This window comes from Curvibacter sp. AEP1-3, assembly GCF_002163715.1.
In the GTDB taxonomy this organism is placed as follows: domain Bacteria; phylum Pseudomonadota; class Gammaproteobacteria; order Burkholderiales; family Burkholderiaceae_C; genus Allorhodoferax.
Map to the genome: position 1 here is coordinate 1,741,439 of NZ_CP015698.1, position 24,206 is coordinate 1,765,644.

18 protein-coding genes and 1 pseudogene are annotated in these 24,206 nt (G+C 52.1%); 8 read left to right on the forward strand and 11 right to left on the reverse strand.

Features of this window, described 5'->3' with window-relative positions:
- Nucleotides 1-18: 18 nt before the first annotated feature.
- From AEP_RS08255 to AEP_RS08290, 8 genes are all read left to right on the forward strand, one after another.
- Nucleotides 19-882 carry a PP2C family protein-serine/threonine phosphatase gene (locus tag AEP_RS08255; protein WP_157673091.1) on the forward strand — a complete coding sequence of 288 codons (864 nt, stop codon included), beginning with the start codon at nt 19-21 and terminating at the stop codon, nt 880-882.
- A 43-nt stretch (nt 883-925) separates the two neighbouring features.
- Complete coding sequence (locus AEP_RS08260) at nt 926-3,586, forward strand: Lcl C-terminal domain-containing protein (protein ID WP_087494936.1); 2,661 nt, start codon at nt 926-928, stop codon at nt 3,584-3,586.
- Nucleotides 3,587-3,763: 177 nt separating this feature from the next.
- Entirely contained in the window at nt 3,764-4,465 is a 702-nt protein-coding gene (locus AEP_RS08265; RefSeq protein ID WP_087494937.1) for an OmpA family protein, read from the forward strand.
- A 149-nt stretch (nt 4,466-4,614) separates the two neighbouring features.
- The gene (locus AEP_RS08270) at nt 4,615-6,069 is read left to right on the forward strand and encodes an Lcl domain-containing protein (RefSeq protein ID WP_232459996.1); all 1,455 of its coding nucleotides are present in this window, start codon (nt 4,615-4,617) and stop codon (nt 6,067-6,069) included.
- Nucleotides 6,070-6,140: 71 nt separating this feature from the next.
- Nucleotides 6,141-7,508, forward strand: a complete 1,368-nt coding sequence (locus AEP_RS08275; protein ID WP_157673093.1) for a hypothetical protein — start codon at nt 6,141-6,143, stop codon at nt 7,506-7,508.
- A gap of 145 nt (nt 7,509-7,653) precedes the next feature.
- A complete protein-coding gene (locus tag AEP_RS08280; protein WP_198301919.1) occupies nt 7,654-11,133 on the forward strand; it encodes a caspase family protein in 3,480 nt (1,159 codons plus the stop codon).
- 306 nt (nt 11,134-11,439) lie between these two features.
- On the forward strand, nt 11,440-12,063 hold the full coding sequence (locus tag AEP_RS08285) for an HD domain-containing protein (protein WP_157673094.1): 624 nt from the start codon (nt 11,440-11,442) through the stop codon (nt 12,061-12,063).
- A gap of 230 nt (nt 12,064-12,293) precedes the next feature.
- Nucleotides 12,294-13,535, forward strand: a complete 1,242-nt coding sequence (locus AEP_RS08290) for a transglycosylase SLT domain-containing protein (RefSeq protein WP_157673095.1) — start codon at nt 12,294-12,296, stop codon at nt 13,533-13,535.
- A 398-nt stretch (nt 13,536-13,933) separates the two neighbouring features.
- Here AEP_RS08290 and AEP_RS08295 read toward each other — a convergent pair whose 3' ends face one another.
- The 11 genes and pseudogenes from AEP_RS08295 to AEP_RS08330 all read right to left on the reverse strand — a co-directional run bounded on the left by AEP_RS08295 (nt 13,934) and on the right by AEP_RS08330 (nt 24,131).
- Nucleotides 13,934-15,667, reverse strand: a complete 1,734-nt coding sequence (locus tag AEP_RS08295) for a methyl-accepting chemotaxis protein (protein WP_232459962.1) — start codon at nt 15,665-15,667, stop codon at nt 13,934-13,936.
- A gap of 1,131 nt (nt 15,668-16,798) precedes the next feature.
- Nucleotides 16,799-17,521 (reverse strand): FHA domain-containing protein, encoded by a 723-nt coding sequence (locus AEP_RS08300; RefSeq protein ID WP_087494943.1) that lies wholly within the window; start codon nt 17,519-17,521, stop codon nt 16,799-16,801.
- Nucleotides 17,522-17,975: 454 nt separating this feature from the next.
- Nucleotides 17,976-18,287 carry an HU family DNA-binding protein gene (locus AEP_RS08305; protein WP_232459963.1) on the reverse strand — a complete coding sequence of 104 codons (312 nt, stop codon included), beginning with the start codon at nt 18,285-18,287 and terminating at the stop codon, nt 17,976-17,978.
- 1,196 nt (nt 18,288-19,483) lie between these two features.
- Complete coding sequence (locus AEP_RS08310) at nt 19,484-19,807, reverse strand: DDE-type integrase/transposase/recombinase (protein WP_087494944.1); 324 nt, start codon at nt 19,805-19,807, stop codon at nt 19,484-19,486.
- A gap of 174 nt (nt 19,808-19,981) precedes the next feature.
- Nucleotides 19,982-20,167 (reverse strand): hypothetical protein, encoded by a 186-nt coding sequence (locus AEP_RS20650; RefSeq protein ID WP_157673096.1) that lies wholly within the window; start codon nt 20,165-20,167, stop codon nt 19,982-19,984.
- Nucleotides 20,133-20,276: a hypothetical protein gene (locus AEP_RS20860; RefSeq protein ID WP_198301920.1), complete on the reverse strand. Its 144-nt coding sequence runs from the start codon at nt 20,274-20,276 to the stop codon at nt 20,133-20,135. The genes AEP_RS20650 and AEP_RS20860 overlap by 35 nt, the downstream gene beginning before the upstream one ends.
- Before the next feature lie 208 nt (nt 20,277-20,484).
- Nucleotides 20,485-21,744: a beta-ketoacyl-[acyl-carrier-protein] synthase family protein gene (locus tag AEP_RS08315; protein ID WP_087494945.1), complete on the reverse strand. Its 1,260-nt coding sequence runs from the start codon at nt 21,742-21,744 to the stop codon at nt 20,485-20,487.
- A 1,073-nt stretch (nt 21,745-22,817) separates the two neighbouring features.
- A pseudogene (gene cysC / locus AEP_RS08320) lies at nt 22,818-23,285 on the reverse strand (adenylyl-sulfate kinase); the annotation flags it as partial.
- 44 nt (nt 23,286-23,329) lie between these two features.
- A complete protein-coding gene (locus AEP_RS08325; protein WP_157673098.1) occupies nt 23,330-23,635 on the reverse strand; it encodes a hypothetical protein in 306 nt (101 codons plus the stop codon).
- Nucleotides 23,598-23,777 carry a hypothetical protein gene (locus AEP_RS20655; protein ID WP_157673099.1) on the reverse strand — a complete coding sequence of 60 codons (180 nt, stop codon included), beginning with the start codon at nt 23,775-23,777 and terminating at the stop codon, nt 23,598-23,600. Before AEP_RS20655 ends, AEP_RS08325 begins: the two co-directional genes overlap by 38 nt.
- Nucleotides 23,778-23,801: 24 nt before the next feature.
- Nucleotides 23,802-24,131 (reverse strand): sulfotransferase, encoded by a 330-nt coding sequence (locus tag AEP_RS08330; RefSeq protein WP_157673100.1) that lies wholly within the window; start codon nt 24,129-24,131, stop codon nt 23,802-23,804.
- Between the last annotated feature and the right edge of the window lie 75 nt (nt 24,132-24,206).

Here is a 24,206-nt window from a genome sequence, read left to right on the forward strand (position 1 = left end):
ACCCAAGCAATCGGAATAATGCACTTGCCCCCCACCGATGCTTCCGTCACCACCAGCGTGGCCACAGCGCAGCCCCCTGCAATCGACATGCGCATGGCCCGCTGCGGTGCCGAGCAAACGAAATGTTGGGACATTGCGTGGGCGCAGGTCATTGGCGTACACCATCCGCACGTCTGTGAGGACAGCGTGGCGCACCAATGCCCCAACCAACAGACCGTGTTTGTGAGTGTTTGCGACGGGGTGGGCGGTGGGGCACGCGGCGACGTGGCCAGCGCCACCGCCAGCGCCCACGCCGTGCGCATGCCTATCGCACTGGTGGGCAATGCCAGCGGCATTGCCCAGTGGATGGAGCAGGCTGAGGCCCAGGTGCAGATGCGCCTGCGCACAGTCAGCCATGCGCGGGGTGCCACCACTTTGGCCGCCGCTTGGCTGACGCAACAGGCCGGTGTGCCAAGCTACATCATGCGCGTTGGCGACGCCCGCATCTATGCCTTTGACGGCACCCACGCCATGCCACTCACGCAAGATCAAACCTACCAAAGCATGGGCTTGCCCTGGGCCGATCAAGGTGCAAAACCTGACGACCCAGCCGCCATGATCGGCAGCGATGCCATGGGCGAACCAGAGGTAGTGCCACTGGCCTTGCCCAGCGGCAGCACCCTGCTGCTGTGCAGCGACGGCCTGCACCGTGGCTTGGATGCGGGCTGCATGGCAAGCATCCTGATCCACGCCCCAAGCCTGGAGGCCGCCGCCCTGCGACTGGTGCAAACGGCCCGCGTTGCCGGTAGCGCGGACGACATCACCGTGCTATTGGCGCGACCCACCGGACCTGTTGCGCGCACCCGCGCACGTACCGGCCTGCTGCGCCGCTTGTTTTCATAAACTGTATTTCAAGCAGTACCCTCCAGTCCAAGAGAATATCCACATGCCATCGTCCACCCCCATCAACCACTCCTTGTCAGCCGGGCAAAGCAGCGGCCCCAGTTGGGAAGACGTTCTCAACAGCATCGACAAAACCCGGCCCATTGCCTTCTTTGCTCACCACTATGCAGATGCTGCGAAAACCATTCCGTCGGTCTTGCTTGGCCGTTCTTGCGACGTTCAACTGGCTACGCCCACCGCCGTATGGGAGAAGCAATACCCTAAAACCGGTAAAGGTGACCTGAGTTGCTTTAACCAGCACGAAAAAAACATGCTGGACGTATTGAAGACTGCACAGCATTGCGTGCAATTCGTGGACTTCCGAGATGTGGGCAGGTCTTCGCTGTTTGTTGCAGGCCAAGGGCTTCAGCCCACTCTCTCCACCCCCATGCTGCGCACCACCGACATGGGCCCCACCCTCAAGCAATGGCTTAAGTGGAGCTTTGTTCACCAACACCGCCGTTACCAGCACATTTTCCACCTGTCCGGCAATTACCTGCGCTTTGCACGGGGTGCACTCATCGCCCTGAACGAAGCACATGAAAAAGGCATGGTTACGGTGGACGGTAACACCGGCAACTGGTGCATTGACGCCACCTACAGCCACCTGACCGGGGCAAAGGCGGGTGTGCGCATTGAACCGGTGTGGGCCAAGGTCTGCATCATCGACGTAGGCTTTGCCCTGCACCCCAGCTACCCGCCGCCCAGGCAATTGCCGATCAATAGTGACGGCATGTCCCCTTGCATGCAAAGAGCAACAGAGGAAATTGAAGCTCAGGCCCGATCGGCGTTCTATCAACTCACCCCTGAACAAAGGAGCAAAGGTGGCTGGACCAACGAAATCGACGCCATGGCCGACGTGGCCTTTTGGACTACACACGCATCCACCGCCACCCGCCACTACGAACAAGTGGACTGGCGCCAAGATTACTGGTGGCTTGGCAGCGTCCTACGCCAGTTGTGCAAAGGCGGCGAAGATACCTTGTACCACCCGGTCCTTGACATCCGGGAGCTTCTGGGCAGCTTTAACGATGGCGCAGAAGCCACAGGAGGCCTCGCTCAAGAGCTGGTGAATCTGGGCGAAGCCACGTTCGACTACGACATTGAGCCCGACATCACACAGCGCCGTGCGCTGGCAGATGCCAAGCGCCTAGAAATACACACTGACCTGATAGCGCGGTTGGACGCTGCCATTGGGAAATTGCGGCCGCAAGACGATGTGCGTCACATTGACCTGTACAGGGCCGATTTTGATGTCGACGACGCCACTCGACACGAAAAAGAGCAAGCCGCCCCAGCAGAGCAGGCTCTGAATCAGGCTGAAAAACAACTTCTAAATGATGAAGGTGAGCAACAGCGCGCCGAACACCACGCACGCTACTGGGGTGTAGCAAAAAACATAGCCAGAGCTTTGGGTGCGGCGGCTGTCGTAGGAGGCAGTTTCTGGGGTGTGGCTGTGGTGGGCACGCCTTGGGTTTCTTCGCAATGGTATGCATATCGGGAAGCTGAACTCGCGCAAATCCAGGCACCTGCGGTACAGCGCTTACTCGACGGCATTACCCAGAACCCCGGCGCTGTGAGCAACGCCAAGGCCACCCTCTATGCAGGCACCGCCATGAAGGCACAAAACCAATTTTTTACGGGCGACCTGTTTCAGTTCACGGCCACAAACCCCCTGCCACATGAGGGCTACCTCACTTTGTTCGCCGCCGATGCGCAGGACGAAAAATCCCAGCGCGTGGCGGTACCCATCGCCAACCAGCCAATTGCAGCAGGTGCCACTATCACTTGCCCAGGCAAAGCTACGTGTGACGACGGCTATGCAGACGGCAATCGCCCTTGGCCCGTTACCGGCCCAGCGGGCACCGTGCGAATGTTGGCCGTCATCACGCCCGCGCGAATCAACTGGCCGCTGGCACCGGGGCAGGAGGGGCAGCCCCGCCACATCGCAGTAACCAATTATCAGGGCACACAAGACATTACCGCCTTGTTCAACTGCACCAGCCAAAGTGGTGCAGCCCAGCAAGCTTGCCAGAACGCACGGCAAAACTTTGCAGTGTCACCGGTGGTGGCCTATGAAGTGACAGACAACAAACTTGCGGCACCAGCTGCGGTAGCGTCCCGACCGTCCACTGCATCAGCCGCATCTACAGCGACTCAACCAATGATTGAGCTGACAACGCAATCCAGCTTACTACATGGCCGCTACCAAATCGTGGCAGATGGCAGTGAGGTAAAAGATGTACAAACTGGGCTGACTTGGGCGCGGTGCTCTGTGGGGCAACGTTGGGAGAACGGTGTCTGTGTGGGCTCTGCTAAAAAGTTTAGTTTCGACGGGGCTCAAAAACTAGCAGGCAATGGATGGCGCGTGCCCAAAGTTCGCGAGCTGCGGAGCCTGGTTTGGTGCAGCAGTGGCAAAACTACAGGGAGCACTGATCCCCAGGACGGCCTTGGCGCTATTTACGAGTTGTGCGACGAAGAGAACATCATGCCGACGCTTCGCAAAAGGGTCTTTCCGTCATCGTATAGGCAATATTGGACGTCCTCGCCAGATATGGGATTTGACGATGCAGCCTGGCTGGTTGATTTCGATTCTGGATATGTTGGCAGTAACGCTGCCCGCAGTAGTCACCTCTACGTCCGTTTAGTTCGTACAAACCAGTGACGTGACGATGCACCCACTTTGGCATTCGAGTCGAACCACCGCGTCCACCCCTCAAGACCTAATCTAGCCCCCCAATAAAGCAATTCGACCGCTATTCCCGGCAATCAATCAGCAATTAAACTTCATTTTTGTAGGCGATATTCAGGAACTCATCTCACCGTATTTACCGGAGACGTCATGCCCAGCGCCACCTATTTTGCACACCCTATAGCAACCATTGGCCTCGCCCTCAGTCTTTTGTGCCCTAGCGGGGCATGGGCAGAACAAAAATTCGGCTCCCCCGAACAAGCAGCAACATTTGCAGCCCTAGATAAACGCGACTTTGATGAAGGCGAACTCACCGCCGCGGATATCAAACGCCTGCTCAGTCCGGACCCCGCTGAAGGCACGAAGGGCTACTCGCCCAAAGGCCACTGGGTAAACATTGCGCAAGAGGATCTGGACAACTGCTACAAACGCACTAAGTTTTCGGGCACACCACCACTAGCCCAGAGTAAGGGTGCCGCAGGCCAAGCCTGGCAGAGCACCGACCGCTACCTGGATGTGCGCTGGAACTACGGCAACAACCAGTACGAGCTCAATCCCACAGCACTGGAGGTTGACCTCAAGCTGCTTGCACAACACCTCAGTAACCCGCAACTTGCAACACGCCATTGGGTCATCGAGGGACACGCCAACGCCGACGGTAGCCCCGAGAGCGTCAACCGTGACGTCAGCTGCCGCCGCGCCGCCTACATACGCGACCAACTGCGCCAGCGCTATGGCGTGGACACCAGCCGTGTGCAGGCCGTGGGCTATGGCAGTAGCCAACCTGCCGTGGAACCAGCCCGTGATGGCAAAAACCGCCGGGTGCGCGTACGCCTGATGGCCCTACGGTGAGCGCGGGCACCTTGCCAGACACAGGTTTCAGGACATTTCTTTATTGAAAAGGAACACAAGTGCGACAAGCCCTTCGATGCATGACCTGGTGCATGGGCCTATTGGGCATCCTTACCACCCTGCCATCCCACGCCGAAAGACGCGCCTTGGTGATTGGCAACGCCGATTACCAAGCCATCAGCTACCTCTACGCCTTGCCACGCAGCAAGGCCGATGCCCAAGGCGTAGCCCAAGCGCTAGCCGATCTGGGCTTTAAGGTTCACACCGGCAAAGCATTACTAGACCGCAGCAGAAAAGAATTGACCAGTGATTTGGAAGGCTTCATCAAAACCATCAAGGCCGAAGATGAGGTGGTTTTTTATTTCAGTGGGCATGGATTGAGCAACGATGTTTTGGGTAATTTTTTGGTGCCGGTGGACGCACCACCGCTTGACTTGGAAGCCAGCGACCTTTCCCTCAACGACCTTTATCTCAGCACCGAAAAGGCGCTCAAGGTCATACAGGAGCGCAAGCCCAAAGTGTTGGTAGCGATACTGGACGCCTGCCGCAGCTACCCAACCCGCCAACGCAACACCAAAGACGGCAGCAACCGCATCACCGGCTTGAAAATTGACAATGCCGTGTCTGGGCAACTGGTGATGTATGCAGCCTCTCATGGCCAAGCCGCGTTGTCCTATATCGATGAGAAAGACAGCGACCCACACAGCGTCTTTACGCGGGTGCTGTTGCGCGAAATCCACCGACCGGCTGAAAGCATTACCCAAGTGGCAGAGCGGGTAGCGCAGCAGGTGTATATCTTGACTGAGAACGTGGACCAAAAAAAAGGTGGGCCGCAGCGTCCCGAGTTCCGCGCCAGTTTGTACCGGCCCTTTACCTTCGTGCCCATACCGCTGAAAACGTCCAGTTCCGATGCTGCTACCGACACAGCTGCCAGAGATGCTGAGATTGCGCAGCTCAGAAAGCAGTTAGCCGAGCGTGAGAAAGCATTCAAAGCAGACGTGGTAACGGCAATTCCATCAGAGATCGAAATCACGGGTATTCCCTCAGAGCCATACATCTCCGGCGTGCGGATTGAACCACTGCCAGGCACTCGCTATGTAGTGCTTGCCAATGGCGTGGTGGGCGATGCCCGTACCGGACTGGAGTGGATGCGTTGCTCACTTGGGCAAACATGGAATGGCAGCACTTGCACGGGCAAGCCCAATTCATACTCATGGCAAGAGGCTCTTGACATCGCCCGACAAACTAATGCGCAAGGTGGCTACGCGGGGAAGCATGACTGGCGCGTTCCTACTGTGCGCGAACTGTTTGGCTTGGTAGACTGCACCAGCGGGATTGGCGAAACGACAAAGAATTTCAACGACGGCGGGCCACCGACGGCAGATGTTTGCCGCGGTAATAGCTACGTCCGTCCCACTATCGATCAGCGAATGTTTCCGAATACGCCACCCGACGGGTACTGGACATCTTCCCATGCGCACCAAGACATTGCTTGGTTTGTTTATTTCTATCTTGGTAGTGCAAGTTTGAATTACACCCAAAAAAAAGCTGCGGTTCGCCTAGTGCGCACCACCCCGAGAATGGGCAGCGTCGCTCATTTTTGAACGCAGCAACGCGGCCAACCAACTTGGCAATGCAGAAATTTCCCTCATTTTTTGTCCCTCCCAAAAGCGCTATGAATAATTCCGTGCTTAAGCAATGTCGCGCCGGCCTGTGGCTGGCATTGTGTTTTGCCACTGCGAGCAGTTGGAGTCAACCGAGCACAGCGAAAGCAAACGCTGAGTTTAGAGAGAGCATTGCGCAGGTGCGTGCGCGGATGGGTCTGGTTGGGCCGGGCAAGTTTGCGCCTGTGGGCAAGGACAGCCTGCCGGAGTTGCTGGACAGCCTTGAGCAGATGGACAACCTGGAGCAAGTTTGTACTCAAGGGCTTGGAAATGTGCATTTGTGTACGGTACGTTCGGCCACCCTGGCAGGAACGCAGCTGGGAGCAGGAATACCCGGTGTGCTTGATTTGGATCGATTGGACCGTGGCTTCGGCGCGGCCATTCGGAGCGCCCGCTCGCACCGCATCAAGCTAACGCAAACCCAAACCAAGGCTCAACTTCAGGTCGATGACTGGAATAGACATTGGGTGTCACGCACCCCACCAGCTCCCGGTTTGGTCTCTTGGGTGGAAGGTTTGCTGGGGCAGCTTCCGAGCATTCAGCTGAATGGAGAACCCTTGTTGCCTGATCCCGAGCATGTGGCCTTGGCAGGGGCACTACTGACGGATACGGGTCGAGCCCTATTGCAATCGCTCGCCGCACCGCTGGAGCGGTGTGCGCCGCGTAATTTGCAAGACATTGGGGCAGATCGCGCTTGGTATGGCAGTCGATCTGCAAAAGAAATGTGGACCTGTCTAGAAAATGTACTGGCGTCGCCGTCAAGTACCCAGCAGCTTCAGGCGATGGGGCATTTATTGCAACTTCCCGAGCTTTGGCGCAAGCAGGGTGCCTTGCAACTGGATGACCGATATTTTAATGACAGATTGACCGAACTTTCCGCCATCGGCCAATGGATGTCTGTGGCGAAGATTGAAGCGAGGACTGATGCTGGCGCAGAAACACCTCTTCAGATCGCTTTACCGTTCAAGGCTGGTGATGTGGCGTGTAGGGCCAGCAACAGCTACTGCAGGTCGCAGTTTTTCTACTCGGCTGGGAACAACCCATGCACATTGGATGGGAAACAATTGCCGGGCGCACTGGATTGCCAGAAGCTCCACAAGCTGCTGGACTTTGCACAACACGGTGTTCTCAACAGCGACGTTTTCTGGTCGATAGTCTTCGACGCGCTTCGCGTGCTACAAGGTAAGCCGGCGCAGCTGAGTGAAATTCAGCGCTACACCGAATGGTTAAACGCTGTAACCGAAGCCTCAAATAATGTCACTCAACCACAGGCTGGTACTTCGGTGCTGCTGGTGAAGTTCCGGCAAATCAGCGTGCCACTGCTTGGTGTATTTAGCAAACAGGTCTGGGTGGTAGATGCAATCCAAATGCAGTTCTAGCTTTGGTGCAGCCCGCAAGGATTGGGGCGAGCGCCGGTGGCTCTGCTCGCATCTTTCGCACTGTTTACTGGGTATTCTGTGGGCGTTGCTGAGCCTGACCAGTTCTGCGCAGCCTGTGCTGAATGCCTTGCCACCCCTTGGCGGCATGGCTGTGCGTTGGGCCGGCGGCTTGGCATGGGTTGACGCGCTGGGCTCTGTCCACCCGATAGGCTCACAAGGGCAGGTGTTGGCGCACCTAGTCACTGCCACTCCGGCCAGGTTGCTTGCTATTGCTTCCCACCCAAACGATGGTTTCATCACCATCCACCCACAGATGGTGCTGCACCACCGCAGCAACGGCCAAGCAGCGCGCCGAATCGACCTACCAAAGACAGTTGACCTTGCCACTTCTCCTCAGCTATTCATCCCGGTGGTTCACGACGGGCATCTTGTCTTGCCTATTGTTGGTGGCCTGCTTGACATTGACCTTGATCGTGGCTCGGCAACCCCGCTTCTGACCGATGCCACTGGACGGCTGCAGCACGCCGTGCGCTTGGATAAGCGCTACTTTGTCATTTCTCTGAATACGCCCGCTGTATTCCTTCAGGATCAACCGTTGAATGTGGACTACTGGCTACTTGACAGCGAAGGCAGTGTTCTTGAAAAAGTCGCCCTCCCACAACGCCGATGTCTGACCCAAGGCCTTGCGGCCCAAGATGCACTAATGCATCTGTGTCGCGCCAGCGCAGAGGGCGGTGACTTTGAGGTGTGGGAAATCGGAACAAACATTCGACGCCGAATAGTCAGCCAGCAGAAATTGCTTCCGGATGTGGGAGCAAGCTCTATCGCCGTGGCACGTTCCTGGCAACAAAGTCCATCGGTTAATCACGGGGTTTTTTCTAGCCCTCCTATCTACGGGACATCGGCATCTTTATATTTACCCGGCATCGGCATGGTGCTCTTTTCAGTGCCACATTTTCAGAGTAAGGAGTGGCCGGCAGGCGTGCTTAAGGCGGCGGCCCAGCCCGATGAAAAGCTTTACCAATATCATCAACTCTTGGAAAGTGTTGATTTCTTGCATGGCGGCGACGCGGGGCTTTGGCTCGGCATGGCTGGGACGCGCCATCAACGCATCCACACCACCGCGTTCAACGCGGCTCACGCGCAACAGGATGCGGACGGCTTGAGTCTTTCTTATCCCAACGCAAAGACCCTGCGTCTAAGTGCCACAGAGCTGCCACGATTGTTGGATGCACTGCCTCCGCCCACAGCGGCCCTTGCACCGACAACTTCATTGCGGCGATTTCCAGATGTTCCACTAGAGCAAAGTCAAGCATTCGACGGATCGCGCCCCCCCAACCCGATGCTGCTGACCCGATTGATGCAAAGGATGCTCAAAACGGTCACCGATCTTGGGTTGGCAAACCCTAATCACTTGGCGCAGGTATTGACCTCACGTTATGAATTGGACATTGCCTTGGGGCCAAACCGTCTGTATTTGCCAAACGCTGGCAGTGTGGTGATGCCTGGACTGGGGGCACAGGATGACCGAGGGACGCTGCTTGTGCGCAACGAACAGGTGATTCAAATTGCGGACTTGGCTGCGCCTCAACTACAAAGCCTGCTGGGCTTGCAAGTGCCCACCCACAACAATGTGGCGTTTTCCGAAGACACGTTGCGCAGCCTGAGTGGGATCGGCGGCGTCTGGTGCCAGAGCGGCAGTTCCGGCAGCGCCGCTAAAGTGCCGGGCGTTGATGCTTACCTGTTCGATTTGAATGGCGTGGCCTACGGCATCAGTGGCAGTGGCGAGATGTTTCGCTTTGCCCAATGTCGGGCCACTGCCTTTGAACGTCTACCTGCCCCTGTCCGAAGACTGCGTGTGCAGCACCAAACCGCCTTTCTTTTGCTGGAAGACAAACAGGTTTTCGTTTTCGATGGACGCAATCTGCGACCACAGCCGGATAAATATGGCTTGATGGATGTGGCCGCTGACCCGCAAGGTAACTGGCTTGGTTTTGACGGACAAATGCTGCGCAACCAACAGGGACTCAAACGCGCCGGTGTAGGTGTTCTGTTAATTGCACCGCTAGGCAAAGAGCGTTTTGTTGTGCATTACCGTGATGGCCGCAGTCAGATTCTGGACGCAGCGTTGAACGAACTGTTCACCGTGTACTTCACTGCTGAGGGGCCACTTAGCATTGCGCCCGAAGGTTTTTTTGATGGAAGCTTCGCCGCCGCGAAATTGGTGACAGCGCAGTACGGCAATACGCCCGTACAGTTTCACCAGTTTTATGATTTGTTTTACCGACCTGACATCTTGCAGGCCAAACTCACAGGCGCAACAGACTACGTGGCACAGACTGCAAATGTGAGTTTGGAACAAGCACTGCAACATCCTGCGCCTCTCATTAGCCAACTTTCCATCCACGCCCCACAAGCCACAGCCCGGCGCATTCGCGTTGACTACTCGGTGCAAAGCCAAGGTGGCGGTGTGGGTGAAGTGCTGGTTTTTCACAACGGAAAACTGGTTAAAAACGACGGCAATTACAGAGACGCACCCAGATTCCCCTTATGGCGTCAGGGCAGTAGCACACCCAGCGCCACTGCAAACACCGACCAGCGGTTGTCCGCAGGGACATCCATAGGCCAGCGTTACGCACCACCCAAGTCGCTGGACGCTTATGGAAGCTACACCGACTCAGTCGAAATTGAAGTGCTGCCCAACGCCTTGAATGATGTGACCGTGATGGCGCGAAATGCCGACAACAGCATTCTAGGACTAGGCCGCACTATCTCATTCAAATCAGAGTTGCCTGCGCCAGAGCCACGCCTGTGGCTCTTGGCAATTGGGTTGGATCAGGTGGGCGATAAAGATTGGAAGAATTTAGTCAGCCCTCGTAAAGATGCCACCGACTTTATTTGCCACTACGCAGGGCAGGCTGCTTTGGCGCAGGCCGGCTTGCGTCAATTAGGTTGCACCAAGCCCGGCTACGCCACCAGCCTATTCAAACCTAAAAACATCCATGTAGTCGGCTTGTTGACCAATCCGGGCGCCACTCGTGCGTCAATGTTGACGCATCTTCGAACCATTGCCCGCCAAGCCGGGCCAGGGGACACTTTTATCTTTTACGTGTCGGGGCATGGCGCACTGGACGCTAACAGCGTCTATGGCATCGTGCCGTATGACGTGCAATGTACGCAAAACGTATGCGTCAATTTGTTGACCTCCAATGACATCATGGAGCACAGCAAGGCCATCCCGGCCATGACGCAATTGCTGATTTTTGACACCTGCCATTCAGGGGGCTTCGACACCAAGTTGGCAGGCCTTTACGACGCTCGCTTGGCAGGTCTGGCGCGCACGATGGGCTTGCATCTTTTTGCCGCCGTTACGGCCACCAATTTGGCATTCGACGGCATAAAATCTGGCGACAACAGCCCGTTCACGTTAAGTCTGTTGGAGGGCTTGGCTACCGGGGGTGCGCCCGGTGGCGGGGGCGAACTCAGCATTCGACAATTGGGGCAGTATCTAAAACAACGCACGCCGAAAATCTCGCGCCAAGCTCGGCCATGGGTAGCGCCACAATCACCTCAAATTGAGCATTTTGGACAAGACGCCTTGCTCTTGAAAGCAAGCAATCATTGAACTTTGAAACCGCAGTTGGGCGCGCCAGACTCCCTGTAGGTTCTGGTGGTTATTGAAATTATTCCTTCAGCAACCTTCAGCCCCCGGGTGAGGGAGCTATGCACCTGATCACACCGTACGCACCACGCCATTCGGCGTTGCCTCTCTTTGCCAGAAAGAGCCCGTAACAACCATTGGCACCAAGGCACACTGCCGGTAGCACACTCTTTTTGCACGCCGTGGAAAGAATACTTGTGCAAGTTGCGCCAAACCGTACTCCAGCGCCGTATCTCTTTGTACCCGCCACAACCGCACAAGAGGTACGCCATGTTGACCCCACCCCGCATCGCTCTATGCTCTACCCCTATCCGCTTTGACGCAGAGTATTTTCACCGCGCCAACGCCATTTTGTTTTGGGCAAGCCAAGGGAAAACCCGCAAGGATGGGGTCACGCCCGAAGCCCTGCACGCTTTGCACGTACAGGGGCTGTTGGCGCAGGTGGGGGTTGGCAACCCGCGTATCCACGCAGCGGCGCTTTTGCACGATACCCTGGAAAACGCATCCGATGATCAAGCGGTGTTGCTGCGTCAGAAAATCGCAGAGAGTCTGGGCGCTCAGGTGCTGGCATGGGTCGATGCAATGACCGATTCGGCACCCACCGGTACACCGCGCGCTGAGCGCAAGGCATTGCAGTTGCAACGCATGGCACACGCTGAACCTGAGGTGCAATGCATCAAATTAGCCGATGTGGTGGCCAGCATGGAGGAAGGCCCCGCCCCCGGATGGAGCCCCAGCTATGCAGCCCAGTATGTGCGACAGCGCAGCCAGTTGGTGGGCGAGGTTTTGGCCCACAACAACCCTGCACTGGCCCAGCGCTTTGCTGAGGCAGTGGCGCAGCCTGTGTGGCAGGCCGCGCTGGTACAAGCGTCGCAACAGGCAAGCGGAGTCTGACGATGGCAACCACACTCACTATGCTTCGTCTTCATACGCCTACTTTCTCGCTGCCCTGCCTGCGTCGGTTGGCAATGTGCGCAGTCACCGTGCTTTTGCACGCCTGCCAAACTACGCCCGTGACCCTACCGAGCGGCGACAATGCGCCGTATGCAGACTTGTCATTAGCGGGGTCTGGGGCGCCGCAGACGCAGAATCGCGCATTGCCACCCGTTGTCCCGGCCATCGCTATGTCAGGCGAAGTAGCAACCCCAACAGCCAATGCGATCAACCAGTCTGTGCCCGCTATGGTGTCAGCCGCTACTACCTTGCCTGTCGCCAGCAAGCTGCAACACACCGATGACATGTGGCAGCGCTTGCGCGACGGCTTTGCATTGACGCCTTTGTCGGAGGACACAACGCAAGGGCGTCTGGCCCGAAGTGCGCTGGCACACGCGCGCTGGTACAGCGAACATCCAGCGCTTCTGGCGCGCATGTTCACACGCGCCCGCTTGTACATGTTTGACATAGTGGAGTCTCTGGATCAAGCACATATGCCTTTGGAGCTGGCCCTGTTGCCGGCCATTGAAAGCGCCTACCAGACCGGCATTTGCAGTCGGGCGGCGGCGTGTGGGTTGTGGCAGTTCATTCGCCCCACGGGGCGCAGATTTGACTTGCGTCAGCACATGTTCGTTGACGAGCGCAACCATGTGCGCGCCGCCACGCAAGCAGCCCTGCGGTATTTGGCCGAATTGAATGTTCGCTTCAATGGTGACTGGCAGTTAGCACTGGCTGCCTACAACTGGGGCGAGGGCAACGTGGAAAAAGCTGTAGTAGAGGCCCGCGCTAAAGGGTTGGTCGGACGGTTTGAAGACTTGAAACTCCCGCGGGAAACAGCGGATTATGTACCCCGATTGCTGGGACTGAGTCGGCTTGTAGCCAACCCGTCGTCCATGGGAATCACGCTAGTGAGCATGCGCAACGCCCCTTATTTTGTCCCAGTACCCATAGAGCGCGACATCGACATGGTCTTGGCAGCTCGGCTTGCTGGATTGTCGCTGTCTGAGTTTGTGGCACTCAATTCACACCACAAGAAACCGGTGGTTATCGCCGCCACCGGGGCAGAAGTGTATATACCGGTTGAGAATGAGGCCGCGCTGCGCGAGGCGTTGCGCATGCAACGTGGGCCAATGTCTAGTTGGACAACGGCTACTGTCAACGAGAATGCCACGGTGGACAAAGCGGCAGCCACATTGGGCGTGCCTCTTTCGACCTTTCGATCCGCCAATGACATTCGAGGCAAACGCGTGATTGTTGCCGGCTCTACAGTATTGATTCCGCGCCGCAGCGGTGTCAAAGGCCAGGACATCTCACGCCTGGTAGCAGAAACTGCCGTACTGGTCACAATCACGCCTTACAAACCCAAAGCAAAAAGGAAAAGTGTCAAGGCGGCTCGCGCGACGCCTCCCAAATCAAGACACCTACAAGGTTGAACCTGCTGAACACGGTACTGGAATTTGGCTAACAGCAAAGCCTTGGCTGAGCACGGTAAACAATCGCTGATACAGCAACGAATGACGATGTCTTATGTGCAAAGGCATTCCACAACCATTAGCATTTGCGCGACCATGTACCCAACATAGTAGCGATCCGGACTAAAGATTTCCGGGTCCTTTAACATCGTCATTGCAGATCCCGGCCCGACCTAATAGCTCGGGCTCATGCAGACCCATCTGCCCACGCTTGAGTGGTACGATGATCTGGCTATCTGAAAACGGTACCTTTTTCAGTTGGAATGTCATCTAGATATGTCTACCGAGGAAGTCACAGTTTTCCTGCTGACTACCATCAGCTGCGACTTATTTAGTGCTTATTTTAAATTCAATGATTTTCAGAACGTTTCCCAATCTCTGCCTGTATCTTCGTTTGATTTAGAACTAATCAATGCAGTTGTTTGTTTAGTCGCTGAACCTTTCGACAATACCGGCATATTATTTCTTGTCGATATCTTTTGACTGAATGATCTAGAAGGCTTTGTATGCTCTTCTTGGGCGGTGCTGTTTTCCAAAGTAATGTTGCCACTAAGCTTGAACTGCGCAACGACCTTAACTAGATCTATGGCTTGTGTGCTCAGGCTACTAGCGGCGGCGGCCATCTGCTCTACCAGTGCCGCATTTTGTTGGGTAACTTGGTCCATGTTTTGAACTGCCTCTCCTACCTGGGCAACGCCAGATGCCTGTTCGCTACTAGCTTCGCTAATCTCAGCCATGAGATCTGTGGTTCGTTTAATCGAACTTACGACTTCAGTCATCGTGCTGCCAGCCCGGTCAACCAAAGCGGTCCCCTGCTCCACACGTTCGACACTTGAGTTGATCAAACTTTTGATTTCCTTTGCGGCCTCGGCAGATCGACCCGCCAAAGAACGAACTTCAGACGCCACCACTGCAAAACCACGGCCTTGCTCCCCTGCACGAGCCGCTTCCACCGCAGCGTTCAGCGCCAAAATATTCGTTTGAAAAGCAATCCCATCAATAACACTAATAATGTCTGCGATTTTTCTGCTTGACTCGCTAATACCCTTCATGGTCTCCACTACTAATTCGACGACCTCTCCACCCTGAATAGCAATACTAGAAGCACTCATTGCCAACTGATTCGCCTGCTTAGCACTATCTGCATTCTGCTTCACAGTTGCAGAGAGTTCTTCCATGCTAGCCGCCGTTTCTTCAAGGGAGCTGGCTTGGCTCTCTGTTCGTGCTGACAGATCTTGGTTACCTTGTGCAATCTCTGAAGATGCTGTAGCAACACCTTCTGAACCTCGACGAACATTAGAAACAACCTTAATTAGGTTGTCCTGCATTGTCCTCAGTGACGTCATTAAATGCGCCAGCTCGCTTTCACCGGTCACTTTAATACTCATCGTCAGATCACCCTGACCAATTTTCTCAGTGACCTCTACAGCTTCCTGAATTGGTCTGAGTATGCTGTTTGCAATTGAAATTGCGAGAGCAACAATGACGGCAAGAGTGACAAGTAAAATACCCAGCATCAGTGATGTCGCACTTTCAATATTCGTCCTTCCCAGTGCCTCATCGTCATTCGCCATTTTGCTGGCAATCTCTACGGCTTTATCTATCGCACTTCGATGTGATTCAAAAAGCAAAGTAATCTCACCTAATGCAACATGAACGGCCTCCTGCTTGTTTTCCATAACTGCAGGAATAAGTTTTAGATTAATTATTTTAAAAATATCTTGCGCAGGAGCATCAGCCTGTTTCAACAACAGCTCAGAAAGCTGGGGGGAAAGAGATGCTTTAGCCCAATAGTCATGGCGAGTGACGTAGTCGAGTTGAAGCTGCTTCAGTCGATCAGTCATCTTTGTCTTGTCAGTCTTGTCAGTGGAAGATGCTAGCTGCAGCGAAACCAAGTAAGTTTCAAGAAGGTATGCCGGAGGTGGCAAAATATCAGCAACCAGATCCTTGTTTTTTACTATGTGTTCATAGAGAGGACCATTTACCTTGAGCTCATTGAGTGTCTTGAACGACCAAGCACCGTAGATCATGAGTCCTGTGACAAAAATTGCAACCAGCAATAGAAAGCGTGATCGGATTTTAAGGTTCTGCATTTGGGCCCTTTTGAAAAACTACACACCAGAGCCTAAGTAGAGATGCGATTTCGCTCTCCACAAATTGTTCCCTGCGGATCAAATCAAGCAAACTTTGGTACTCTTGAGAACACTCTGCGCAGTGTTTGATGACTGACCGTTGTTGAGTTGGCTTGAATTCAGCCCTTCAGTCCAATATGCAGTTTGACGCGTCTCTGATCCGGATTCCGACATAAAGGGGCATACGCCTTGTGCTTTCTGTGGAAACTCGTCGCGTTATACAGATACAGTTAGCACCGACCAAGAGTCCAGCCTCGTTTGTTTTGGATCTGTTACATGATTCAATCAACAATCTGCTCACTCTCGTTGTTCTTCCTGGATTCGCAGATACAGTGAAGTTGGCTAATGGAAAAGACAAAGCTGTCCAAACCTACGTAAACACTCTTCTGCGCCGCAACCTCTTTCGGCACTAGGCAATAGAGAAAAGCTTGATTGCAGCTCCAATGCCGGGATTTCCGGGGCACTTCCGGCCAAAGACTTTATATCGCCCGACAACTTGCACAATCTTCGGCTCTTTTCCTCAAGCTCCTTCATGCGGACTTCATAGAAGCTCCCTTAGGGCCAAACTTGGCTAGACACTTGTACAAGCCTGCGGAACTGATGCCCGGATCTTGACATAGCTCTTCTAACAACATTTCGATCTTGGCCCCATTAACAAATCAATGCTCTATCGGTCTGGAACTTGGACAACACTATGTCTCATTTCTTTTCATCGAATTTCTCACACTGATACAACTGTTTTCCAAAAATTACTCTGAAGTTTAATACAGGGTTAAAAGATTGCAAAAAATACTATTTTTCAGAAATACAAGCCAATGACAGAAGAAAACTATTTTCCAAACACAAGATACTATTTTTGGATTGAAATAAATTCAACCCCCCAAACTCCATAACTTCAGGAAATACCTTGAAAGATCAAAGCATATTCAATTTCCGTGTAACCCATAAATTCAGCCTTAAGTCATTGTCAAGGCATCCACTTGTGTAATCTGACACTGTACGAAAAATTCCCGCCAAACACATATTCACTTTAAAGAGCCAAGTTAACTTGTTATTTCAACTGGCTGAAGCTCTAAAGAATCCACATCACTACTATCCGTTGTCCTCCCTCCATTTGAACAACGAAAGTTGCATGCAAACATCACCAAAAATCAATTCGTCACCCTCAATCAATTGAACTGAATGTAATACGGGCTGACCATTAAGAAGAGTTCCATTTTGAGACTTCAAGTCAGTGATAGTTACAGACTTGCAATCACACCACATTACAGCGTGATCGGCCGATATTGAAAAATCAGCTATTCGAATGTCATTATTAGGATCACGACCAATCCTATTTAATCCACGAAAAAATCGAAAATCTCTACCTGCGTTCGGTTCATTAATCTGAACGAGCCAACCCACCAACCTTCGAGAAAAATTATTTCTTTCGCTGTCTACAAAAACACTAGCTTCAACTGCAGTATCTTTTTTCTGATGCGTCAGACCCAACATCAAATTCTTTTGAGGCGCTAAACGCCGGGCCTCAATATCTGTGACATTGCTTCCAACCAACCCTCCACTCCGAACTATGGTCGATTGAGCATTTGATACGTAATGTGCGGAATCATGGCCACGCAGTCTGTACAACGCCGAAACATCGGAAACGCCTGCCTCATCAATCGTACTCTTTTCCGCATTATTCAATTTTGAACTAACTCCGTTTCCATGAATTATGTTCTGACGCTTGGTCCGAGTATTTTCAGCACCGCAAGAAATGCAAAAAATTGCAAGATTTGGATTTTCTCGAAAACACTCTAGACAAAAAAATGACATATTAACTGATGCACTTTTTAGATAGTATCGTTAGAAATTCTCGATCACCATACAGCAATGCATAAAAATAACAGCCGTCGCTAATTAGAATATACATTGATGAATAGCGAAAAAATTGTTTCATCAAAAACAACTATTCCCCTCATACGGGCTTTATATATTTTCCGATATCATTTAGTCAGATACAAACAAGCCATCAATTTATCGCCATCATCGGCCCAAAAAGGAGCCAAGAAGATCTATACCACCACGCACTGCAGAGACACACAACATGCAATCAATTTCAACGTTGTGTAAATTCACAAAACCAAAAACCATCAGTTTAAAAACCATTCCACGCATGAATTTCACGCGATATGATTAGTAGCTTCAGATAGATTTAATTGGGATGATATTCAAATATGGATAAATTTATCTTTAGTTGTCTTCGTATGACCTTTACTTAACACTGCCATCAATACGATGTCAGCACCAATTGCTTTCGAAGGTTTTTACCTTCTTTAAATCGCACCATCCTTGATGACCTCTTCTTTAGTTTTTCACCTGTGCGTGGATTGCGATACACAACTGCCATTCGAGTTTTCACTTGAAAGACACCGAAGTTCCGAATCTCAATGCGGCGACCTTTCTTAAGTGACTCCGCCATTGCATCCAAAATTAGCCGGACCGCCATTTCAGCGTCTTGGTCATTAATGTGTTCAACCCTCGCCGAAATCGCCCTAATTAAGTCTGAGCGATTGATTGATGCTTCTTCTTTTTTAGCCATCCGATTGCTTCATATCTTTAAAATAAATCAGATATCGCCTTATAGATAGACCACCACCCGGAACTTACCATGCACAAGATTGTGTAAATCAAAAGAAATAGTAGAAAAATATAATTATTTGACATCAATTCTCCAAGGCCATTTCTTCAACGGCAAGATATTAAGTTCATCACCTCAATAAAAATTATTACCGAAGTCAATAAATAGCCGACGATTGCATCGCCATTCAGAACCAATTTAATCGCATCTTTATTTCAGTATAAAATTTTTAAATGCGACTGGCTGATCTAAGCAACTCAGCCTTTAAAAGAAAGACAAAACGCAGCAAGAGTAATCTTCAACTAAAAAATAACTATTTCGAACGTAGCTTCAAGGCTGGTTTATTGTCAAGCACAAGGGAAATTACAATTTACGAGGTCTTTAGTTGCCCCAAGAATCTGGATTCATTTGCTTCATGATGTTGCTCTTGCAAATCATCGCCTAGATCATCCGATTTGATTGAGCTGATCTTGTTAGCCCACAAAGAACGCTGTGAATTTCGACGAGAAATAACTACATCATTATCAGTGTGACGTCGACCATGCCTTTGACCCGCAATGGGTTTAATTATTGTGTTGCTTCCAAACAGGACCTGCTGAACTAAATACATATTGAATCAGGAAACTTAATACTTTCGATTTATATATCGAGACATGGAAATAATTATTTACAAAAAGCTTGATTCTACAAATTAGAATTATTTGTTTAATTTACAAAAACTCATTTATGATAAAAATTTTTGTTATTTATTAGGGTGCATTTTTATTTTATTTCTGCTTGTATATTAATGTCGACGATTTGTTGGCTTTTTTCAATTTGTACACTGGAATACATTTCTGTTGAAATACAGGGTTTACCCGAAAGATTTCGTTGCTTTTGCAGAATCTTGCCCTATCTAGGTAAATCTGTGTTGCCCCCAACTGATTAGGCTCAGGTCAGGCTACTGAAACATAAAGTTCGAATTCCGAAAGTTGTCGAGTTCGTTCGTGGATGTGAAAATCAATCGAGGCGCCTACAACTAGAACGATCTGTCGCATGGGTATCAAATCGAAAATGACGCACGCATTGATATTTCTGCCTGTGAATCACCCGCTCCACTATTGCTCTTTTGTTTTGGCGAGTCCAAGTTTTACGCCGCTCCCCCAATAGCCCATTTTTCAAGCGACAGCCATAAAGGTCGCGTCAGTTTCGTTTTGGCAGCGCTTGCGTAGATCGCTCAGCGAAGTGCCAATGTCCGCCTGGGCGACCCATTTGAAAATCGTATGGCTGACAAACTCAGGTCCATTGCCTAATAATATGAACAGCGGCGCGCCATGCAGGCTCACCAAGCGCGAGAACACTTCGGTAACGCGCTGGTATCGGATCGTTAGGGCCACATCATGGGACGGGCATTCGGGGGTGCACTCATCCACAACGGTCAGGAAGTTAAACTGACGGCCATCTGCGGTGGTGTCGAAGAAGAAGTCATACGTCCACACCATGTTGAACTTGAACAGTTAGAGGGCGCGTGGCCTGCCAGTGGCAATGAGCTTGAGCGAGCGCTTCTTATGCACCAGCAGCCCAGCCTGTCGCCAGCTGCGGTGCGCGCGCGACCAACTGAGCTCAAAGCCTGGGCGATGAAGAAAGATGCGGATTCACCGGTACCCATAGCGGGGTTACTGGGCAGACAGCGACTTCATAACCTCGATGACCACCGCGTCATTGGCCGGCAGCTGCATCACATAGCTCAGCGAGGATCCGGCAACCCCGATCAGCCCGCGAGCCCGGCGCTGGGACAGGCCTTTCTGGCAATCCAGTTCGACCGGTTTACGCCGGTCCTGCGGGCTCACCATTTTTTGCATAGATTTCCTTGAGCACTTCAATTCCCAGCGCCACCTCGGCCACGGTGTTTCGGTCTGCCTTGCGCAACACCGTGACCATCTGTTCTTCTGTGAATCGACCTTTCCTCATGGGCTACTTGCTGTTTGCGAGCCAACTTCCTAGAAATCATTCGTCCCGAATAGCTGGGCAGGTCAATTCCAGCAAATGATTACTATTGGTTATTGAAAGATCTACCTTCAAAAAAACAAGAAGGAAATTTCTCTTATTCCAATAACTCAATGCAATTAAACTCATCTGGCTTGAATTGAGCAATTTTATTTCGTGCAATGATTTATCTTTACGGCTGCCCAAACACAAGTGATGCGTTACATCCACCGAAGCCAAACGAATTACTTAAGACGTAATCAATGTTTGGTGCTTCTATCCCCTGACCTTTCACTAAATAGGCGTCACTGAAATGCGGGTCGATATTCCGCAGAAAGGTAGTGGGTGGAATCCAACGCTCCATCAGCGATCTGACACTTACTACTGCTTCCAATGCACCTGCTGCACCGACGGTATGGCCGAGTGCAGATTTAACTGAAGATATAGGTGTATTTGAAAATGCCGCTCCCAGCACTTGATGAAGAGCCATCATCTCTGCAGCGTCTCCTTTGCGCGTGCCGGTCGCATGCGCGTTGACATAGCTCACAGCGTTCGCTGGAACACTGGCATGTTGCAAAGACTTTTGTATTGCATATGCTTGGCCCAAGGCGGCGGGTTCAGTTAAGTCGACTGCATCACAACAATGCCCATAACCAGCCAGACGCGCTAATGCTTTTGCTCCTCTTTGCCACGCATGCGCCTCTCGTTCCAGCACCAAGCAAGCAGCCCCTTCTGCAAGGCATATTCCATTACGGTTAACGTCAAATGGTCGACTAGCATGATCTGCACTGTCTGGCGAATTTCTTGCAAGTATTCGGGTACGTGCCCATGCGTGCAATATCGCGGGAAGAAGAGACGCATCGCTGCCACCTGCAATTGCAATATCAATATCCCCACGCTCTAAAGCCAATAATGCTTCCCCTATCGCCATGGCGGATGAGGCGCAGGCATTTGCCAGGCTCATACATGCACCACGTGATTTGTATTCGATAGCTATGGCTGCAGCAGGTGCATTTGGCATGATCGCCGGAATTGTCCATGCTGAAGGTCTCGAGTCCTCGCGATCCCTGCAGAACTCTGCGTAGTTTCTATCCAGCCAATGAGCGCCGGCCAGCCCTACACCCCAGAAGACGCCAATACGAAAGCTCTGGCTTTCGGATTCAGATTTTTCATGTCCAAAAAAAAATGGAATGTTTCCCTGTTGCGTTGCTTGGGAAACTGCCTGCTTAGCAACCTCCAACGCCATCAAGGTACCTTTATCTTTAGATAGATCCCCTGAGTCCTCTGGAGTGAGAAATGCAGGATGCAAGTACCCCAGGGCTGTTGAATACCCCCCAATAGAGCTGGGTACTAATCCGCTATAGCCTTCGCGCAGACGGTACATCATAGAGTCCACATCGATTCCGAGGGAACTAAGCGCTCCCAATCCTGTAATCACTACCTTGTTTTTCATTCCTCAAGTACTTTCTCAGGCGTAGCGCAGTGTCTCATTCATCGACTGACTCAATCGCAGTGCAAATCAACAAGAATTCTTGAAATATGGGCTTTAAGAACACAAAATGAATCGAGACAATTTGAATAACTTTCCGTTAGAAATTTGCAACTGATGCTTACAAAAGCATCGAAGTCGGAAACAAAATTAAATGGAGAATGGCAACAAAGTATTCAGGCAACACTTACTCATTTACAAAGATTTAACTCCAGATGTAAATTCATGAATAATATTTATCTTGAGACTAATCTGCCAAGAAAAATATTTCAAATAAACGAAAATAAAAAAATAACTACTGGCGAAAACCACTTGCATATATACAAAATAATTTCCGACTTCTTGGTGCGTTAGCAATAAGTGCCAAACATCAACCTTCTAAGCCAGATTATTTATTTCGAATATTTGCAGACATTAACTAGACTCTACGCAAAGAGTGAAGGTGAGGCACTATTTCAATTAGTGCCGTGCATTCATGGCCTTTCTTTTAACAAAGGAGGCAGACAATTCAGTCGACAATTGTCTATTTGGTTACATTCGCACGCAAAAATTCACCTTCACTGCGAAGAATTCAAAATCAAGAGATTTCAGATAGGGCACTACAGGCGTAGTCGCTGAAAGATCAGAGCAACTAGTCGTCAGATGAAATAGATTGTTACGGCAAAATGGATGCCGCCCCCAACGTCTTGGGATTAAAGTGAGGCGTTAATGCGCACTCGCAACTTGCAGGAATATGCAACAGCTGAAGCGAAAGCACTCTGACGCGAATTTGACTTTTTTTAGCTCAGTTCCAAATCAAACTGCGCCGACATGCACTGGTGTGGAACTCGTGTTCTCCCTCGCTGGAACACAGGCAACTTATCGGTATTTGACTTCATCATCATTACGGAACATTCAAAGTCGTTCAAGAAGTTGATTTGCTCACGGGCTCAATACTGTGTCGAGGTTTGTCTTTTTGCAAATGATGCTACAGCTATTCGACTCCTAGCCGGATCTTTCACATTTGCAAAGTCCAAGGCCTTTTGCAGCTCAACGGATCAAGCGCCAGCAAGTTGCAGCATCGCGTGCACACTCACCAACACATCCCCCTCGCCCATCAGCCGCGCATCGGGGGCTTCGGGCTCTTCGTAGGTCGCACCCACGCCCGTGAGCTGGGGCAGCTGGCCGGCACGGGCCGCGCCATACAAACCCTTCACATCCCGGGCCATGCAAGTGCTCAGGGGGGTGGCCACATGCACTTCCCAAAACGTGCCCGGCTCGAACATGGCTCTGGCTTGGGCACGCGCTGCCCGATATGGCGAAATTGCACTCACCACGACCACCAGCCCGGCGTCCACCAACAAACGAGCCACAGCGGCCAAGCGGCGGCTGTTCTCAATGCGGTCTTGCATGCCAAACCCCAGATCACTGCACAAACCCGCCCGCACCTCGTCGCCGTCCAGCACCACCACACGCACCACACCATCGGCGTTCAGCTGGTCACGCATGGCGCGGGCCAAAGTGGTCTTGCCGGCACACTACAAGCCCGTCATCCAAAAACAGCAGGGCTTCATAACACCTGAACTCCTTGCGGATTTTGATTGGGCGCCTTCCAAAACTGCGCAGGCGCAAACTTGTTGAACAAATCGGGGGGGATGCCCGGTACTTTGCGTGGTGCACGCATCTGCTGGCCCACCGTGTGCAAGCCCGGCATGCCCACGGCCGCATCGCGCTCAGGCGCGTCAAACGACAGCGCTTTGAAAGCGTGCTCAAACCACGGCTCGCCCAAAGCTTCGTACAATGCCTTGAGCGTGCGCTCGGAGTGCAGCGTCAAATGCTCATAGGGCACCACCACCAAACGATTGGCAAGGTGCAAAAAACCACGCCTCGCGCAAATTGGTCAGCGGCAGCCCCACAAACCCACTGGCCGTGTTCATCAACTGCTCCACCCGCTGGTACACCGAGCCCAGCCGCTGAAACTGAAAAATGGCCGACAACTGCATCGGGTTCTTAGCCAAGATCTGCTCCACACTGTCCAGCACCTAACCCACATCGCGCACACAACACACCACCCGCGACTGTGGAAACAACTCGGCAAACAAAGGCAAATGACCCGTCCATAAACGGTTGGTGTCAAACAACACCTGCGCATGCCGCTCGGGGCAATACGCATCGAACAAAACCAGCAACACCCGCTGCCGCAAAGCATCGTCGGTGACGGGCGCGAACTCCTGGTTGCTGAACACCGGCAACACTGTGCTAACCGTACCCTGCACTGCACTGCTCCCATCCGCTTTGAAGCGCGGGTTCTGCCGCAACACGGCACTCAACAGGGTAGAGCCTGAACGTGGCAGGCCAGAAACGAAATGCATGGTCATCTAAAAACTCCGTTATCTGATCTCAAACATGATCGAATGTCACATCGCCCTTTTTCGCCCCGGGGGCGG